We start from the raw sequence: 18,636 nt of genomic DNA on the forward strand, positions 1-18,636 counted from the left end.
AGTTGGATTTAAGGATTACGGCGATTAAATTTTTTCTTTAGTACTACGGCTATACTGCCTATTAGACCAATAAAAAGCAAGACAACCGGGATCAGCATCAAAATACTCATGATTTGGCGTTCATAGTATTGAAAGAGTGGACTTTTACCGAATACATAACCAATAGTGGTTAAAATCAATACCCAAAGTAACCCACTAAGCCAATTAAAAAACTGAAAGCGTCCATTAGGTAAACCGGATAGGCCGGCAATGGTAGGTAGAATTGTCCTGATAAAAGCAAGAAAGCGGCCAATAAGCAGCGCTGCCAAGCCATGGCGATGGAAAAGGCTATAAGCACGTTGGTGATAATGTTCAGGTAGATGAGAGAGCCAGCTTTGCACGATTTTATTGTTTCCTAGCCATTTACCTTGGAGATATCCTATCCAGCAACCCAAACTGGCACCTGCGGTTAAGATAATGATTGTCAATGGATAATTAATCGTGTCTTTGGCTATTAGGACACCGACTAGGATAAGCAAACTGTCACCAGGTAAAAAAGCGGCAGGTAATATTCCATTTTCCAAAAATAATATTGCAAACAATATAATGTAGATAGCCCATACTAATGAAGGATTCATTAGCATATTGTAATCTTGATGCCAGAGTGCAAAAAAAAGTTCTTTAACTAATTCCATCAAGTGTTTCCTAAATACCGTTATCTTTAAACCTAATTGGCAGTTATTATCTATTATCCCTTATTAGAGATAATGCAATCCTAGTTAAAAAGCTTGTATATGAGCTTTAAATATTAAATTCAGGTATAAGCATAATATATTAGACTAATGTGATACTCTAACAAAATCATAAATAACTAAATAGTAAATTTTCGGTGAAATTGACTTTCTATTTAATATTTTATTTTTTTACAATTCATGAAATACATTTACCAACATCTTGTGTTTTGGTAGCAGATCTTTTATTTTATTAGCTAGCAAAGGGGAGTAACTTCTTCAGCCGGTTTATCGTCATTACGGTGTTATGCACCCGGTAACCGGGCATCACAGGTGAATTTCTAAGTCGCTTTTGTGTTGTAAGTGAGACCTTGCCAGTAGGCAAGGTTTACTTATAATTTAAATTAGTGGAATAGAAACCTATGAAGACTAAAATGGATTATAACGGCTGAGCCTTCTGTGGGGTTCGGCCGTTTTTCGTTTCTAGGAGCTAATATGCATACTGTTGGTACTCCCGTATTATGGGCAATCTTTACTATTGTTATTGCGGTTATGTTACTTATTGATATTTCTTTACAGGGTAAGCATAAGGGAAGGGAAATAACAGTAAGACAGGCGATTATATGGAGTTTAATTTGGATTAGTTTGGCATTGTTGTTTGCCTTAGGTTTATGGTTTTATTTTAAACAAACAACTAGCCTAATGATTGCTAACCGCCAAACAATGGCTTTTTTAACCGGTTATTTACTAGAAAAAGCATTAGCTGTTGATAATGTATTTGTTTGGTTAATGTTATTTAATTATTTTTCAATTCCGGTGAATTTACAGCGCCGAGTCCTTATCTATGGTGTATTGGGAGCGATAGTATTGCGTACTATCATGATCTTTACAGGTAGTTGGCTAGTCTCACAGTTCCACTGGATTTTGTATCTCTTTGGCATTTTTCTACTCTTCACTGGTATTAAGATGTTCTTTGTTAAAGAAAATGATCAATCGATTGATAAAAAACCATTAGTGAAATGGCTCGGTTCTCATATACGCATGACAAATACTTTACATGATGAGCGTTTTTTTATTCGTCAACAAGGCATTTTATTGGCGACACCGTTGATTATGGTATTAATTTTAGTTGAGATTAGTGACATTATTTTTGCGGTGGATAGCATCCCGGCTATTTTTGCAGTAACAACGGATCCTTTTATTGTATTGACTTCAAATCTATTTGCGATTTTAGGCTTGCGGGCGATGTATTTTGTTTTATCAGGTATTGTTGAAAAATTCTCTATGCTAAAGTACGGACTGTCTATTATCTTAATTTTTATTGGCATAAAAATGTTATTAATGGATGTATTTCACATTCCTACCGCTGTTTCACTGACTATTGTTGCGGCTATTTTAACATTGACAATGTTCTTTAATTATATCTTTAATAAATATAAAAAACATATTTAATAATTAAATAATAGTTTTAAATATTATAATACTGTATCCCTTAATATTAATTAAAAATGGTAAAAAGGGATATTGTTATTTCTCTATTAGCTAAATTTGTTCTGCTAGTTAATTTATTAATAAAAGGGTTAGTTAGTTGTTTATCTAATAAATCTGTTTTTGTATATGGTGGTATCTTTTTTTATCCTAACTAACGTAGATACAACATTTTATAACCATAAAAACAATTTGCCATGATTATAGAAAAAAACATGTTGGTTACTGTCTTATATCATACATGCAAGCTTAGTAAAGCATAAAGCAAAGACTAATTATCGGCGATTATTAGTGTTTTTCTTTATATTGCATATGCAAGGCGCATTCCTTGATCAATAGCACACCGTGCATCAAGTTCTACGGCAATATCAGCACCACCGATAATATGGGGTTTTTTGCCTAATTTGTATAGTGCGTCGGCTAAAGTGCGAAGGGATTCTTGGCCAGCACAGATGATGATGTTATCAACAGGCAAACACTTTTTTTGCTTGTTATGGTAAATATGCAATCCCTGATCATCAATTTTCTGGTAGCTAACACCATTCATCATAGTAACGCCATAACGTAGTAAGTTTAAGCGATGGATCCAGCCGGTTGTTTTGCCAAGTTGTTCACCAACACGCGTTGATTTTCGTTGTAGCAGATAAATTTTACTAGGAGAAGCAAGTTGATGTTCTCCTTTAGGATAAATACCGCCTGGTTGTGTGATCGTTGTATCAATGTTCCATTGATGAGTAAATGCATCAATGTCTTGGCTACTTTTATCTATTTCTTGACAAAGATATTGTGCGATATCAAAGCCGATCCCGCCAGCGCCAATAATTGCTACTTGCGAACCGATGGTAATATGGTGTTTTAGTACATCGTAATAATTCACGACACTGTCGTGATCAATGCCTTCTATGTGGATTTTTTTAGGTAGTACGCCGGTAGCAATGATGATTTCATCAAAGTTTACCAGTTGTTCGGCTGAGGCTTTGTTAGTTAAATGAATAGTAACATTTTTTAGTGTCAGTTGGCGTTGAAAGTAACGAATTGTTTCTTGGAATTCTATTTTTCCAGGGATTTGTTTAGCAAGATTTAGTTGACCACCGATCTGACTTTCTTGCTCAAATAGGGTAATATGGTGGCCACGCTCTGCTGCGGTTATAGCAAATGATAATCCCGCTGGACCGGCGCCAATAACCGCAATATTTTTTGGTTTTAATGCTGGTCGAAATGGAAAGTCTAATTCATGACAAGCGCGCGGATTAACTAAACATGATGCTTGCTTACCAACAAATATCTGATCTAAACAGGCTTGATTACAAGCGATACAGGTATTAATTTCATCCGCACGATTTTCCGCCGCTTTAGTCATAAATTCTGAATCAGCAAGAAAAGGCCGCGCCATAGAGACTAAATCAGCACAGCCATCAGATAAAATCTGCTCGGCTAGTTCAGGCGAATTGATGCGATTAGCGCAGATTAAAGGAATTGATATTTTTCCCATCAATTTTTTAGTGACCCAAGTAAAGCCTGCTCTTGGTACCATCATTGCAATAGTCGGGATCCTCGATTCATGCCAGCCAATACCGGTACTGATCATCGATGCTCCAGCCATTTCGATTGCTTTTGCTAAGTGTTCTATTTCACTCCAATCGGATCCTTTTTCAATTAAATCAAGCATAGATAATCGGTAAATAATAATAAAATTATGGCCTACTCGTTGTCGAACAGCTTTAATAACTTCAATCGGAAATCGGATCCGATTTTGATAACTACCGCCCCACAAATCTTCACGATGATTTGTATATTGAGTAATAAATTGGTTAATTAAATAACCTTCTGAACCCATAATTTCTATACCATCATAGCCTGCCAGCGAAGCAAGTTCAGCGCAATGGGCATAGTCTTCAATTGTTTGTAAAATTGCAGTATGACTGAGTGGTTTAGGCAAAAAGGGATTAATACTCGCTTGTAATGCACTAGGTGCAACTAGATCAGGATGGTAGCTATAACGGCCAGCATGAAGGATTTGCAAGGCGATTTTCCCTCCTGCTTGATGCACCGCATTAGTAATCTTTTGATGGTGAATAATTTGTTTCTTACTAATTAGGGTTGCACCATCTTTGGTAAGGCTGCCAGGGTGATTAGGGGCGATGCCGCCAGTAATAATTAATCCAATATTATTTTTTGCCCTTTCTGCATAGAACGTGGCTAGCCTAACACTAGCTTGAGGATGCTCTTCTAGTCCAGTGTGCATAGAGCCCATAATTACTCTGTTTTTTAATTGCGTATAACCTAAGTCTAATGGCTTAAATAAATGAGGAAAGAGATGCATATCCATTTTCCTTATGATGAGTTCTTAGTATAGGATTATTGTTATTACTTAATAGCTAATTGCAACGCAAATTGTAGAAACATTATCTAAATTTAATTCATATTAATAGTTGAAAGACTATATTATTATTAATAAATTGTAATTTTTATCATAGTTACTGAAGTATGCTTTCTGATTAATCGATACTCATAAAGTCCTCTACTAATTATAATTAGGTTAAAAATAAGGTTGTAACAGCCTAAAAATGCAATTTTCATTCTTTTGGTAGTTAAATGTTATTAATTTTAGTGTAGGGTCACATTTGAATGATTGGAGATTTGATATAATTGTGCTTCTTCATAGATCTATTGTCACATAGCGATATCAACTAAATTTTACAGGACAGTTATAAACCACATATTTGGTATGCATGATTGTGTAATTTTAATGTATTGATTTAGAAAAGTTATTTATAATAATTGACAATTTTTGTATTCATTTTACTTACGTTCTTTGGGAGTAGACTAAGAAATTGTTATATTATTGCTTTTATTATATGGATAAGATTTTTTTGAAACTTAGCTGAAATTTAAGTAGAAAAAAGTTAGTTGTGCGAGAATTAATCAAAATAGGTTTACAAGGTATTCGGTCGTTCTTTGTTATTTTATTTTAGTGTTAATATTCTTAACTATTAAGGTCAATCTGATTATGTTGAGGTATTGCTGGATTTAGGATAAGTAAGATAAAACTAAAAAGTTTTAGCTTTTTATAAAAAAATAGGTAGTCATAAGAAGAAAAATGGCTTTAATCGAAAATAAAGAATAAAAAAATTAATGTTACAATATGATGAGTATCTCTAGAAATATAATTCGGATGAGTAATTTTTCATATGAAATTAATTATATTCTTTATTAACAATAAATTTTTTATCTTTAATTAACTCTATAATATAAAGATTAATGTAATACCTAGTATTTGGTTTTAATCAATAAACCAAAGAAGGTAATGTTATAACAAAAAAACATTACATGATCTTTTGTTACAAAATTCAATAAATTTAAAATATTGTGATGTACCATAGTAAAATAAAATATACATTACAATTTTTTAATTGTAATGTATATATTCTAGTTATTTATTTTTTTATTTAAATGCACTAAGAATTATTAATTTTACAATATCACAATTTTTAATTTTTAAAAATGAAAAATATATGTGTTTTTATACAGTTTATTATAAGTGGTTAAATATGATAAATTTTTAAATTTTAAAAATTTCATTATTATTCTTATAAATGATTACAAATTGATGATAAGTAAACAATAAATGAAAAAAAGGTATGTGACATTTTATTATTTATAAGTTATAAGAAGTAATAACAATTGATAGGGAGAAGTTATATGTAGCTATATTAGGATGAAATAAAAGCTTACACTATATATTATTACATTGAGAATTCTAAAAATATAAAAATTATTGAACTGGTTATTTATAGGTTTTGAGTTGTTTTTTTAATAAAATTTTGCTTCTATCTAATTTTTTATAGAGAAGATAATATGTTTTTCGTAAAAAATTTATTTTTATCAGATTTTCATATAGGAGATAATATGTTTTTCTCAAAAAGAGTTGAGCAATTTATAACTATTGCCCAAAAAGGAACTTTTAAAGAAGCGGCAGATGAGTTATGTATATCTCCTTCTGCCCTTAGTAAGGGAATGAAGGAAATAGAGGGGCAGTTAGGTGTTCAACTTTTTCGACACTCAGGAAGAGGAGCAAGATTAACTTCTAATGGGGAAAAATTATATCAAGAATTATTTCCACATTATCAGGATGTAAGTGCTACAACAAAAAAATTAATTTTAGGTTTTTCTAGTAAAAAAGAGTCTGTTATTAATATAGCGACAGATGATGCATATTTTCCTGATCTGGCATCAGTAATATCAAAAATAGACTCAATTGAATCGGGAATTCTTGTTGATATTAAGAAGTATTCTAATCATTTAATATCAGATATTATATGTCGTATTCAGGCTGATATTTTTATTGGTTCAAGAGAAGAGGAGAATTTACCTACTAATATTGAAAGCTTAGCACTATCTTCTAAGTTAGAGTTAGGTGCAGCTGAAAATATTATAAATAACTATAAAGATAAAATGGAATTACTGCTTAATAATAATATTATACAAACAGAAAGTATGTTGTTATCGAAAGGTTTTGAGAGAATAAAAAATTTATTAATGGATAAGCATAAGAAAAATATAATTTCAGTTTCAAGTATTGATGATGTTTTTCAGATATTAGGGGATGGGAAAGGTATTTCGTTTATTCCTAAATCCAATAAAAATATATCATTAGGTAAGCAACATAAGGTGAATTTTGCTATTCCTCCTGCACCTTTCAATATAGAATTTCGAGGAAAATTATATTATAAGGCTGAAAAAAAAGAATCTTTACAATGGCTTATAGATTTAATATGTGATTAATATGATGTAATAAACACCAGGGAATCTAATATTAAACCAAAAATATATAATATAGCAGTTTTTCTGTATCAAGTTTCTATTTGAAATTTATCTTCTGGTTTTTATTTATTACATGATATTTATTGTTTCCTTGAGCGACATTTATTGGTTTTTAATTGTTGTCAGTTTTTATTTAATTATCATTTTAATAAATGATTATATTATCTTTTATTATTCCAATGATTTATATATATTAATTTAAATGAAATAATGAGTTAATTTTTTTATTTAATAACTATTTATTAGTAATTTTAATTCATGATTAATTTTGTAGAGTAATTTTAATAAATTATAAGATAAATTTTTTTTAACAATTGAATATAAAAATAAATTTAAAATAATTCAATATTTATATAATATTTTATTAAGTATGGTAAGTTAGAAAATTATTGTTTTTCTTCGCAACATCATATTATCGATGTTTGAAAAAACTTTAGTTAACGAAAATATTTTTTTTAAATAGCTTATAAAAAACACTAAACTTTCATACGATAAGCAATTAACAATTTGAATAATTTTCATGCTTTAAGATGTTGATAAATTTATTATTTAGTACTGTTAAAAATATTCTTATTTATCATCGATAATGATATCGCAAAGCAGTGATAAGCAGGGATGGTCTGATTATGAAGCTTGATAACTGCAAGTTGAACTTCTGGTTTGTTACTTTAAGCTAAACTTTCTGCTACTGACAAATAATCAGTATAAATTTGAGGAGAGCCAGAGAAGGAGGCAAATTGTTTCCACTCTTTATACATAAGTTTAGTGTCCTGATGTGCGCGCGCAAAATGAAAAGCCTCATCAGTGGCTATGTCTGGTTTGGGATAAAATAGATTAAGTGCTGCAAAACTTTCAATCTCCATCATTACCACATATTGATCTAGACGATTTCCGCACTCACCTTTTAACAAGCGAAATTTCCATCCTGGATAATCTTCTATTCGATGATGGTTTTCAGCAATAAAGTTTTCAAAAGTTTTTGCCATAATTCCAGGCTTGAGTGCTAGGTTGTGGATGCCAATTATTCTGGCGATAGACTCTTGGTTAGGTCGTTCCAAATAGCGTGGGCCATGACAGACAGTGCTTTTTTTATTTTCCGCTAGTAGTTGATAATCCGTGTAAATAGTGGGAATTTCACTAAAAGTAGCATAACGTTGCCATTCAGCAAGGATTTTATGTATTTTTTGTGGTTGTGCCTGCCAGAATTGATTGGCTAATTCTGTTTTATTGCCGTCACATAATTGATAGCGATTACGATGTTCAACGCTGTCTATTTCAAACAGCATCAGATATTGTCCAACTCGCTCACCGCGCAGACCACGCAATAGCGTCCAGCGCCAACCAGGATAGCATGGAAGATAGACACCTTTTTGGCGAACGAATGTTTCAAATTGCTCTGGTGTAACACCTGCTTCGGTGTCAATTGCAATGTAATACAGACTGAAAACGGGTAAGGGTAAGTTATATTTTTTTTCCATCAATGATTTCCTTACATTTTTGCCGTAGATGTCCGGCTATAGCTTCTTGCTAAACATTATGTCATTAGGCATCCGGTATGATGCTTATTGGCTATGATATAGTGTGACCATCGTAAAGTATGGGCTTCTACTTATTAATAACGGCTTATACATCTGACGTGATAATAACGTTATCACCTCTGTAAGCCATACCTGAAATACGGCATCCAATAAATAGGGTTGATTTTTTTAATTAATCCATCTTAACTAAATTGGGTGTTAATAATGGATTCAACTAATATTGCCGCTTCTTTAGTTAAAAAAACCTTATTATTATCAATAAAAATAAGTTTTCTCAGCTGTAATTTTGTTAGTGCATTATTAATAGTTTTGTTGGTAAAAAAACTTTCCCCAGCAAATTTTGTTTTATAAACATTATCATCTACTGGGATCAAGCTAGATAATGCCATTTTAAAAGCATTTATTCTTTTTTGATTGTTTGAAAAACCTCTAATGGAGTGACAAGGTAGTTGGCTTTTAGTGATAGATTCTTTGTATTGTTTATAGTTTGTTATATTTATCATTTCAGAGGAGATAGATTTTGAGCTTCCACCTAATCCGATCGCTATCTCAGGGTATTGTTTATTAAGATCAGTAATAAGGCTTTTCCATTTTTCAGGATAAGTATTTTTCTTATAAAAATACATTGTCGGGTGCTCGTTATATTCCCTGTCTAGATATTTATCTATTAAATCGCGCATTTGATACTGTTTCCCTAAACTGGGTAGCGATTTATCTGCGTCAGAAATTATTTTTTTCTGCCATAAACTATCTCTCTCTCCTGATACGCCAGTTCTGGTTTGCATAAATTCTTTCATATGTAATTTAGTACAAACAACATGAGAAATATTGAGTCTTTTTATTATTTCCATGTCGTTTTTTACATCATCCACAGTTTGACCAAATATACCATAAATGAGATCGACACTAATTAATTCAAAACCTAATGTATTAGCATCTGCAATGGTTTTAAAACATTCTTCAGCAGTATGTTTCCTGCCACAGGCTTTAATTAAATGATCCTGAAATGATTGGGTACCAAAGGATAATTTAGAAAAACCAAGTTCTTTCAGTAACGATAAATATTCTTTATTAAGACTACCTGGCTCTCCTTCAAATCGCATAGTTGTGGATGAGAAGTTAAAATTATCTTTATAAAAATTTATTAGTCTTTTTAATTCGCTATCAGGTAGAAGAGAAGGTGTACCGCCAAATATATTAAATTCACCAATACTCACATTAGCAAGATTTGGTACTTGTTTTAACCAAAGCGTGGCCTCTTTAATATTAAGATCAACGATTTCTTTAAATAAACTGTCAGCTTTTGCTGATTTAGGGTTCACTATAACGGTAGGAAACTGACAAAAGTGGCATCGATAACGACAAGTTGGAATATAGACCCAGAGATGAATATTTTCAGCCTTTTTTATCTCCTTATTCATATCATCAAAAAATGAGGTTAAGGGATAATTGTCAATATCGCCGGGGAAAATATGACAACCAAAAGGATCTTTAATGACATACTCAAGTAAATCTGTATTTTCTTTTTTACTTAAAATATTGCATATATTTGGTCTAGGATATTTTTCATCAATATCATTAAGAGAGGCAATATAAGTATCTCGCATTAGAACACTCCACCATTAGCAAAATAATTGTGAGCCTCTCCTGATTCTCTATCCTCACAAAAATAATAAACAAATCTATTAAAATCTTTGTTATCTATAGCGTTAAAACAGTCAGGAAGCGGAGGAGGAAAACCTATGTCTTCACCTACATAACGGCGAAGTGAGTTAAATATCTCTTCTTTAAATTCAAAATAGAGTCGGAAGGCGGGGGTTTTGTAAGAATGTATGGGTTTGAAATCAGTAATACTGGTTTCATTTTTGATTTCTTTAATCCTATTATAGAGATCCTTGGCAATGTCAGGTGTGAAAAATTTAATAACTTCTTGGTTATTAATCAAAATATTAGGATTTAATAACGCCGGTAATATAATGTTTTTCGGGATATAATCTTTGATTGAATAAAACCAGGCTTGTTCAGCATCATTAAGACTTAAATCTTGATAATGATTTAATTGATTGTCTAATGGCCTTACATCCTTCATTGTAATAACGCCATTTTCACCATAGGCGATGCCATGGATAACATCATTTAATAAGGTGTCTACTCTTCGACTATTAATTTTTACATATGATTTTGGTGAATATACTGGTTTTCCACCATAAGCAATAACTTTGATACCAAAATCCCAATCGTCAGATAAATGTTCGACAAATTTACCATCTTGTAATTGGTAAAATATTTCAATGCCACCAACAAGATCATAAATATTTTTTTCAACAGCAAATCCTTTTCCATCAGGAAAGCCACCAAACAAGGAGAATGAAAAATCACGACAGCGTAATGTCTTATTTATTTCTTTATATAAATTAGGTCGCTCGATAAAATCATTTTTTTCATAAAAATAATTACAGGTACCTAAATCACCATCTTCGGTGATCATTGTATAAATAAGTTCGTCAAGCCAATATTGATCTACAGTACAATCAGCATCAGCTGAAACAATATAATGTTTTGGCCAGTTGTTAAATTGAGCCCGCCGTTTTTCAGCTCTTAGGGAGGCATAATCCATCCCTTTTTTTCTTGCTGAAGAAACGCCTTGAATTTTTTCATTAATAATATGAATATCTAGATTGTTATATCTGTTTTGACAAGCAATAATTTTGTTAACAGAATCATCGGTTGAATTATTATCAACGAAAATTAACTCAGCATTACTAAGATCAAAAAGTTTATATTTAAATTTTTGATTATAAATTGATTCTATGACACTTTCTAATCGTTCACTTTCATTATAAAAAGGGAATACAATAGATATGAAGGTTTCTTTACGCATAAATTATCCATATTAAAGGTTAAAATACTCATTTTTAATACTAGATATTAAATATTTTATTTATTATCTGATTAGATAATAAATTTTTCCCTATATTAAAATTATGTTTCACTAAAGCTGCTGTCTTATTTTTATCATTGATTAAATTATAAACTCGCTGGATAAAATCATCGTCCGGTAGACCATCTTCTTTTGGCGAAATATTCATTAATTCAGTTTTAAAACCATGTTGACCATAAACTTCATGGTAATATTCGTAACTTGTAGATATATAACAACGATTATGACTAATTGCTTCACCTATGGGATTACCATAACTATCATAATCATAGGATGTTAAGAATGAAACCATATCGCTAGAATAATAGAGGTCTTGAATAGTTGGTTTATTGTTTTCATTTTCGATAAAATCATGTTGTAGTGGCCCAGAAAATTTTATAAAACTATCTAGTTCCAATTTTTTTATATATTTCCTTAGATAATGTGAATAATCACTATTTTCTTTTTCATCACCAGCAATAATTAAATATATATAATTTGATTTATTATTTTTTATATATAATTCGTTAAGTTTTTTTATTAGATAAATATCTCGTTCTAGTTTTTTTTCAGGAATAATTCTAGTGGTTCTAGCAATTAAAAAATCATCTTTTGATATATTAAATCTATCTCTTATATTTATTCTATCATGATTATTATTAAATAAATAAGTGTTACGTATAACATCAATATTGATATCTTGTTTACTCCAATCTTTTAGTTTTTTAGCTAATGAATTGTTTAACGTAACATATTTTATATATTTTGATTTAATAGGCTTGATCGCATAATACCAAGGCTCTTGGCCATATTTTTTTGATAAAGTTTCGCTGTTCCACATTAGATCATGATCTCGCCATAATACAAAACAGGCTAGATTTTTTTGTGTACCATATTTTTCTATACTCTTATATAGTGCTTTAGTATAAATAATATTTTCAGGTAATGTTCCATTTTCAATGACTAAATGAGTAATCTCTAGTTTATTCCATATATTAAAAATTAATTCAGATAACTGATCGGCAACAATATCTACTTGTTCTAGTAGTCTATTTTTTTCTTTTAAATTAGCTTTTGTCGTACCTTTAATTAAAGTATTATTTATTTTATCGATAAATTCAGTGGTGTAATTTTTTAACAAATGTATATCATTAATTCTTACTAAGTTAAAATGTTTATCAAAAATTGATTTTTCATAACAAGAATAGGGTTTGGCAAAATTTCCTTTATCAATTTTTATGTCATAGCCTAAATCAATAAAGGATTCAAACCCTCTATTATTTAAATAACATGCTAATTTTGCTGCTTCAACTGTAATACCTGAAACAGCTATGGCATCAAATGAAATAAACATAACTTTTTTTTTATAAGGCATATTAATTCCCTATCTTTTATTTTTTTGAATAAAAAAATATTTATCATTTATAATATAAATATTTTATTATTTTATAATGATTATTAATATATTTTGTGATAAGTATCGAATAAAAATATTTGCAACAAGGGAAAAAGTAATTTTTGCGATAATTGAGATACAAATAAAAATCTTTCAAATAACACTTGTCATTTAACTGTAAATATATTTCAACTTTTAATACATTAAAATTTATATTAATTAGATATATATAAACAGTTTATTAAAAATATTAAATTAGAACAAAAAAAATGATTAACGATAAATGTTATTAAAATAACTGAAACCAAGTAATAACATCTATCAATACAACTTTAGTAAAGTTTCAATTTTTATATTTAATAATAATGACTAATATGAATGTTATTTTAATTTAATAAATTTTTTTGATGGAAATTTCTATTGATAACTGAGTGTCGTAAAATTTTTTTCTGTTTTTTTATTCTAAAAATTAGAATAATGAAAAATTATTTTTAAAGTAAATTGACATAAGTAAGTTATATTTATTTTAAAAAGGAAAATGCTCATACTAATGCTTATTAAAATCATAAAATTATCATTACATTATTCAAAATAAATAATATTTTTTCAAAAAATTATATTCATTTTGTTTTATATCTATTTTGTGATTGATCTCTATGAAATATGATTATTGATGAGATATTTTATATTTTATTATGTAAAAATAAAAAATTATTGAAATTATGTTAAAGAACATCACAATAAATTACGTTAATATTAACAAGATTATTTCTACGATTGGTGGTAGAAATAATGTAAATAGTTTTACCCACTGTTTGACTCGATTACGTTTTATTTTACATGAACCAGAAAAGGCCAATATAGAAGATTTAAAAAAACTGCCGGAAGTTAAAGGTTGTTTTAATCAAGCAGGGCAATTACAAATTGTTATTGGTACTAATGTAGATAAATATTATAAAGCAATTCAAGAACAATTTGATATAACAAACAGTGACGACGACGAAAAAGGGGCTAAGATAGCGATTAAAAAGAAGCCAAAAATTTGGACTCGGTTAATAACTAATCTGGCTGAAATTTTTTTCCCTTTGTTGCCTGCGCTTATTTGTGGCGGCTTGTTGTTAGGTTTGAGAAATGTTTTAGGTGAAATGCCAATAGTAAATAATCAACCATTAGTGGCATTTTATCCTGCACTAAAACCAATTTATGATTTTCTCTGGTTGCCCTGTGAGGCAATTTTTCATTTTTTGCCGGTTGCAATTTGCTGGTCAGCAGTAAAAAAAATAGGCGGAACGCCAATATTAGGTATTATTCTTGGAATTACATTAGTTTCACCACAGTTAATGAATGCCTATAATTTAGGTAATCAGTTACCTGCTGTTTGGGATTTTGATCTATTTACTATTCAAAAAGTAGGTTATCAGGCTCAAGTTATTCCCGCTATTTTTGCTGGCTTATTTTTAGGTTGGTTTGAAATATTTATACGTCGTTATGTTCCAGGTTATTTAAAATTTGTGATTGTTCCTATTATTACGTTGAGCATTTCTGTTTTTGTGGCCCATGGAATACTCGGTCCCATAGGACGAATGATAGGTAACGAAATTGCAGAAGTAGTTAGAATTATCATGTTCGGTGGTTTTGCGCCAATCGGCTCTGCTATTTTTGGTTTCACCTATCCTCTATTAGTAATCAGTGGCGTGCATCATACTACGTTGGCGATTGATCTGCAGATAATGCAAGCGCAGGGTGGAACACCAATTTGGCCAATTATTGCGCTTTCCAATATCGCACAAGCCTCCGCTGTAGTTGGCATTATTATTGTCAGTCGTAAAGAAAATGAACGTGAAGTCACCATCCCAGCCGCTATCTTTGCTTATCTGGGAGTTACTGAGCCGGCGCTTTATAGTGTTAATCTTTATTATCGTTTTCCCTTGCTCTGCGCTATGGTAGGTTCTGCTTTTGCCGGTTTTATCTGCGGTGCTTGTGGCGTACTTTCCAACGGTATCGGTGTGGGCGGATTGCCGGGTATTCTTTCTATCCAACCGATTTATTGGCTAGTTTACTCATTTGCCACAATCATTGCTATTGTTGTTCCAATTATATTGACGATATTGATTTACCGTTATCAACAACGAAAAGGCATACTTATTTCTGATTAAAGGATTATTTGACTAATATATTTTTAATAGTGAATTTGAATATGAATTATTTGCATGTTGTTTTTAAACCACAAGAATTAGTGGTTTACCAAGCCCAAATGAATAATAAATCTTATCCGGTTACCTATCAGAAAATTAATAAATTAGATTTATTAGCGTTAATTAAGCAAATTAAATTAGATTTTCCCCATATTCAGGGTGGAATATTAAAAGGAGATGCGTTAGCGTTTTATTCGCCATTTTGTATAGAAATTGCTAATAAAGATGTTGTTGATATGGAGAAATGTTTTGCTGAAATATTTAATGTTCCTTTCATTCGAGCAGATATTTTGCTTGATAATGCTGAAGAAACATTAAAAAATGCTTTAACAGAGAAACAACAAACAATAGGTTGGAGCATTGATTATTGCGGATATAATCCAGGCAAAGCGGAATATACCACTGAGTCTTTATTGACTGTTGCAAATGGATATTTAGGATTAAGGGGTACGTTACCTGAAATGGTAATCAGTGATGATACCTATCCGGCAACTTATCTTGCTGGGCTTTATAATCAAGCTATTTCGGTAATAAATGGTCACCAAGTGCATAATGAAGATTTCGTGAATGCACCCAATGCACAATATATCTCGCTACGTATTGGCCAAGGTAAATTTGTTAATCTTACTGATTTTAAGATCATATCTCTTTATCGTCGATTAGACTTGCAAGCAGGGATTTTATCGAGTGAATTACAAATTGAAGATGAAGCAGGGCGTCGCTTAAAAATAGATTGTCGAAAATTTACTAATATGGCAAGAATGACGCACTACAGTATTGAATATCAATTTTGTCCGTTAAACTTTTCTGATCAAATAACCATTTGTACCAAAACAGATGGTGGAACGTTTAATTATGGTGTTGAACGTTATCGTTCGCTCAATTCTTATCATTATCAGATAAAAGATTTAATTGCTGATAAACACAAAACCTATTTATTAGCGCAAACCTATCAAAGTAAAATAGGTATTGGTATTTCGACAGAAATTAGTGGTGATTTCTTTGCGCCAGATAGTGTCGAAAATAGGATAAATGAAAATAGTATTGTTCAACAAGTGGTTTTTTCTGCGGAGCAAGGCAACTGTTATCGGTTAGAGAAAAATGTAGCGATCGCGATTTCTACTGTTTTTAAACAAGATTGGCAACAGGTAAATACATGGCAATTGCCTAATTTTGCCGCTCAGTTAGCAGAAAGTCAGCTTGCTTGGCAAACACTGTGGCGGGAAAGTGATATTGTCATTGCTGGTGATATGATGACGCAAAAACTTCTGCGTTTACATACTTATCATCTATTAGGCTCTTGTTCCCCATTAACGAATGGCAAACATAAATTAGATGTTTCTGTTACTGCCAGAGGTTTACATGGAGAAGCTTACCGAGGGCATATTTTTTGGGATGAGATATTCATTCTGCCATTTTATATTATGCATTTTCCAACAACCGCTCGCCAATTACTGATGTACCGTTATCGGCGGTTACCTGCCGCAAAACATGCGGCTTCACAAGCCGGTTATCAAGGTGCTATGTTTCCGTGGCAATCAGGTCACGATGGTAGTGAGCAGACGCAAACCTTACATATAAATCCGCTGACAGGAAAATGGGATCCTGATCATAGTCACTTACAGTGTCATATTTCTTTAAGCATTGCTTATAATGTTTGGTTATATTGGCTAAATACTGGCGATAAGCCATTTATGATCGACTTTGGGCTGGAATTATTAATTGAGATTGCCAAGTTTTGGCTGAGTAAAACAGTCTGGGATGCATCGACTAATCGATATCATATTACCGGGGTGATGGGACCAGATGAATTTCATGAATATAGTCTAGGCAATAAAGAAGCCGGTTTGCAGGATAATGCTTATACTAATTTAATGGTGGCATGGTTATTTAATCAAATTGACATAATAGCTTTGTCTCTGTCAAAACCGGATTTAAATAATATTTTAAATCGAGTTGATATCAATACTGATTTCTGGCAGCAATTAACAACCATTAAACAAAACTTAGCGTTGTCAATTAATGAGCAAAATATCATAGGTCAATTTGATGGTTATTTTGCCCTTAAAGAAATTGATTGGCAAAAATACCGCAATAAATACGTTAATATTTATCGGTTAGACAGAATACTGCGCGCTGAAGGGAAATCAGCCGATAATTACAAAGTCGCTAAACAAGCAGACTTGCTTATGGTATTTCATAACCTTAGGCAAGATGTTATAAAAAATTTATTAAATAAAATGAACTATCCTACCTCTGATAATTATGTAGAAAAAAATTTCAATTATTATTTTTCTCGAACTTCCCACGGTTCGACACTATCTCGTATTGTCCATGCTTCTTTGGCTGAGAATATTAAATCGTCAGCTTTATCATGGCAATTATATAATGAGGCTCTATTTTCTGACTATCAGGATATTCAAGGTGGAACGACAGCAGAAGGTATTCATACTGGCGTAATGGCCGCTACCCTCAATATGACAATTATGACATATGGTGGGGTAGATATTCGTCAACCGTTATTGGATATCAATCCTTCATTACCTACTCATTGGCGGCATCTTCAGTTTAAGTTGTGCCACTTAGGCGTTAATTACCAATTTTTTATTACGCAAGAAAAATTATCTATCACTTGTGATCAGGATACTGAAATAAAGGTGGGTAAGCAGGCGTATCAGATTTTTGCCGGTAAAATTGCTAACTTTGATTATAAAAATGAGGTAGTTGCATGAAGAAGGGAATGATCTTCGATCTTGACGGTGTTATTGTCGATACTGCTTTTTATCATTTCAAAGCTTGGCAATATCTGGCTAAACAGATAGATATTGATTTTGATGCGAAGTTTAATGAAAGCTTGAAAGGAATAAGCAGAGTTGAGTCATTGGAAAAAATTTTACGTTATGGTGATAAAGCTGATGCTTTCAGTATGGCAGAAAAAAATATTCTGATGAACCGTAAAAATGATTACTATCTGCAATTACTCAGTAAACTGACAGAAAAAAATATTTTGCCTGGAGTTTTGTCTTTTATTAAGCAAGCCAAAAAAAACAAAATTCCTTGTGCGATAGCCTCCGCATCTAAAAATGCCACCATGATCCTCGAGCAACTTAATATTAAAGATTATTTTGATGTTATTGTTGATCCTCACTCTTTGTCTAAAGGCAAGCCGGATCCAGAGATCTTTTTAACTGCGGCCAATTTAATCGATGTGTCGCCTAGTGAAGCGATTGGTTTTGAAGATTCACAAGCTGGCATTGAAGCATTAAATAGAGCGAATATTTTTTCTGTTGGTATATCGCCACAAGACAATTTAGTCGGTGCTGATTTACGAGTTGACTGTTTTGAAAAAATTAATTTTGAGCAACTCTTGGGTATGTAAGTAAATATGTTAATTATTTGATAAAAATTATGCGTATTTAATAAAATCTTCCCTCTTTTGGTCAGGCAACAAGTATTGATATTATTTAAAATATCATTAATATATAGGTTGCCTGCCTGACCCATTATTTAGTTTTTTTCCATTCGCAAGAGTAATGATTAAAAAACTTAATATTTTTCTAGTTGA

The 18,636-nt window shown here is 31.3% G+C and carries 11 protein-coding genes; 5 read left to right on the forward strand and 6 right to left on the reverse strand.

Annotated elements, in window-relative coordinates; all coding sequences use genetic code 11:
• Positions 1-8 precede the first annotated feature (8 nt).
• The gene (locus tag H1X92_RS06820; RefSeq protein WP_180559434.1) at positions 9-674 is read right to left on the reverse strand and encodes a DedA family protein; all 666 of its coding nucleotides are present in this window, start codon (positions 672-674) and stop codon (positions 9-11) included.
• A gap of 531 nt (positions 675-1,205) precedes the next feature.
• Between H1X92_RS06820 and H1X92_RS06825 the strand changes: the two genes are divergently transcribed.
• A complete protein-coding gene (locus H1X92_RS06825; protein WP_180559435.1) occupies positions 1,206-2,162 on the forward strand; it encodes a TerC family protein in 957 nt (318 codons plus the stop codon).
• Positions 2,163-2,499: 337 nt separating this feature from the next.
• Here H1X92_RS06825 and H1X92_RS06830 read toward each other — a convergent pair whose 3' ends face one another.
• Positions 2,500-4,521 (reverse strand): NADPH-dependent 2,4-dienoyl-CoA reductase, encoded by a 2,022-nt coding sequence (locus tag H1X92_RS06830; RefSeq protein WP_180559436.1) that lies wholly within the window; start codon positions 4,519-4,521, stop codon positions 2,500-2,502.
• 1,586 nt (positions 4,522-6,107) lie between these two features.
• On the opposite strand from H1X92_RS06830, the gene H1X92_RS06835 reads away from it, so the two are divergent.
• On the forward strand, positions 6,108-6,983 hold the full coding sequence (locus H1X92_RS06835; protein WP_180559437.1) for a LysR family transcriptional regulator: 876 nt from the start codon (positions 6,108-6,110) through the stop codon (positions 6,981-6,983).
• A 707-nt stretch (positions 6,984-7,690) separates the two neighbouring features.
• Here the strand turns inward: H1X92_RS06835 and H1X92_RS06840 are convergent.
• From H1X92_RS06840 to H1X92_RS06855, 4 genes are all read right to left on the reverse strand, one after another.
• Positions 7,691-8,500, reverse strand: coding sequence for a hypothetical protein (locus H1X92_RS06840; protein WP_180559438.1), 810 nt, complete (start codon positions 8,498-8,500; stop codon positions 7,691-7,693).
• Positions 8,501-8,742: 242 nt separating this feature from the next.
• Positions 8,743-10,167, reverse strand: coding sequence for a radical SAM protein (locus H1X92_RS06845; RefSeq protein ID WP_180559439.1), 1,425 nt, complete (start codon positions 10,165-10,167; stop codon positions 8,743-8,745).
• Positions 10,167-11,441 carry a glycosyltransferase gene (locus H1X92_RS06850; RefSeq protein WP_180559440.1) on the reverse strand — a complete coding sequence of 425 codons (1,275 nt, stop codon included), beginning with the start codon at positions 11,439-11,441 and terminating at the stop codon, positions 10,167-10,169. The genes H1X92_RS06845 and H1X92_RS06850 overlap by 1 nt, the downstream gene beginning before the upstream one ends.
• Before the next feature lie 40 nt (positions 11,442-11,481).
• Positions 11,482-12,855 (reverse strand): glycosyl transferase family 2, encoded by a 1,374-nt coding sequence (locus H1X92_RS06855; RefSeq protein WP_180559441.1) that lies wholly within the window; start codon positions 12,853-12,855, stop codon positions 11,482-11,484.
• A 743-nt stretch (positions 12,856-13,598) separates the two neighbouring features.
• Here H1X92_RS06855 and treB point away from each other — a divergent pair.
• From treB to pgmB, 3 genes are read left to right on the forward strand one after another with little or no spacing between them, the layout of a single operon-like run.
• Positions 13,599-15,032 carry a PTS trehalose transporter subunit IIBC gene (gene treB / locus H1X92_RS06860; RefSeq protein ID WP_180559442.1) on the forward strand — a complete coding sequence of 478 codons (1,434 nt, stop codon included), beginning with the start codon at positions 13,599-13,601 and terminating at the stop codon, positions 15,030-15,032.
• A 41-nt stretch (positions 15,033-15,073) separates the two neighbouring features.
• Positions 15,074-17,803, forward strand: a complete 2,730-nt coding sequence (locus H1X92_RS06865) for a glycoside hydrolase family 65 protein (protein ID WP_180559443.1) — start codon at positions 15,074-15,076, stop codon at positions 17,801-17,803.
• On the forward strand, positions 17,800-18,450 hold the full coding sequence (gene pgmB / locus H1X92_RS06870) for a beta-phosphoglucomutase (protein WP_180559444.1): 651 nt from the start codon (positions 17,800-17,802) through the stop codon (positions 18,448-18,450). Before H1X92_RS06865 ends, pgmB begins: the two co-directional genes overlap by 4 nt.
• Positions 18,451-18,636: the final 186 nt, after the last annotated feature.

This window comes from Arsenophonus endosymbiont of Apis mellifera, assembly GCF_903968575.1.
GTDB lineage: Bacteria > Pseudomonadota > Gammaproteobacteria > Enterobacterales > Enterobacteriaceae > Arsenophonus > Arsenophonus apicola.

Coding starts and splice junctions, on each gene's coding strand:
- H1X92_RS06850 (WP_180559440.1), bottom strand. CDS start 11,441: ATGCGTAAAGAAACCTTCATATCTATTGTATTCCCTTTTTATAATGAA.
- H1X92_RS06835 (WP_180559437.1), top strand. CDS start 6,108: ATGTTTTTCTCAAAAAGAGTTGAGCAATTTATAACTATTGCCCAAAAA.
- H1X92_RS06825 (WP_180559435.1), top strand. CDS start 1,206: ATGCATACTGTTGGTACTCCCGTATTATGGGCAATCTTTACTATTGTT.
- H1X92_RS06840 (WP_180559438.1), bottom strand. CDS start 8,500: ATGGAAAAAAAATATAACTTACCCTTACCCGTTTTCAGTCTGTATTAC.
- H1X92_RS06830 (WP_180559436.1), bottom strand. CDS start 4,521: ATGCATCTCTTTCCTCATTTATTTAAGCCATTAGACTTAGGTTATACG.
- H1X92_RS06855 (WP_180559441.1), bottom strand. CDS start 12,855: ATGCCTTATAAAAAAAAAGTTATGTTTATTTCATTTGATGCCATAGCT.
- H1X92_RS06845 (WP_180559439.1), bottom strand. CDS start 10,167: ATGCGAGATACTTATATTGCCTCTCTTAATGATATTGATGAAAAATAT.
- treB (WP_180559442.1), top strand. CDS start 13,599: ATGTTAAAGAACATCACAATAAATTACGTTAATATTAACAAGATTATT.
- H1X92_RS06865 (WP_180559443.1), top strand. CDS start 15,074: ATGAATTATTTGCATGTTGTTTTTAAACCACAAGAATTAGTGGTTTAC.
- H1X92_RS06820 (WP_180559434.1), bottom strand. CDS start 674: ATGGAATTAGTTAAAGAACTTTTTTTTGCACTCTGGCATCAAGATTAC.
- pgmB (WP_180559444.1), top strand. CDS start 17,800: ATGAAGAAGGGAATGATCTTCGATCTTGACGGTGTTATTGTCGATACT.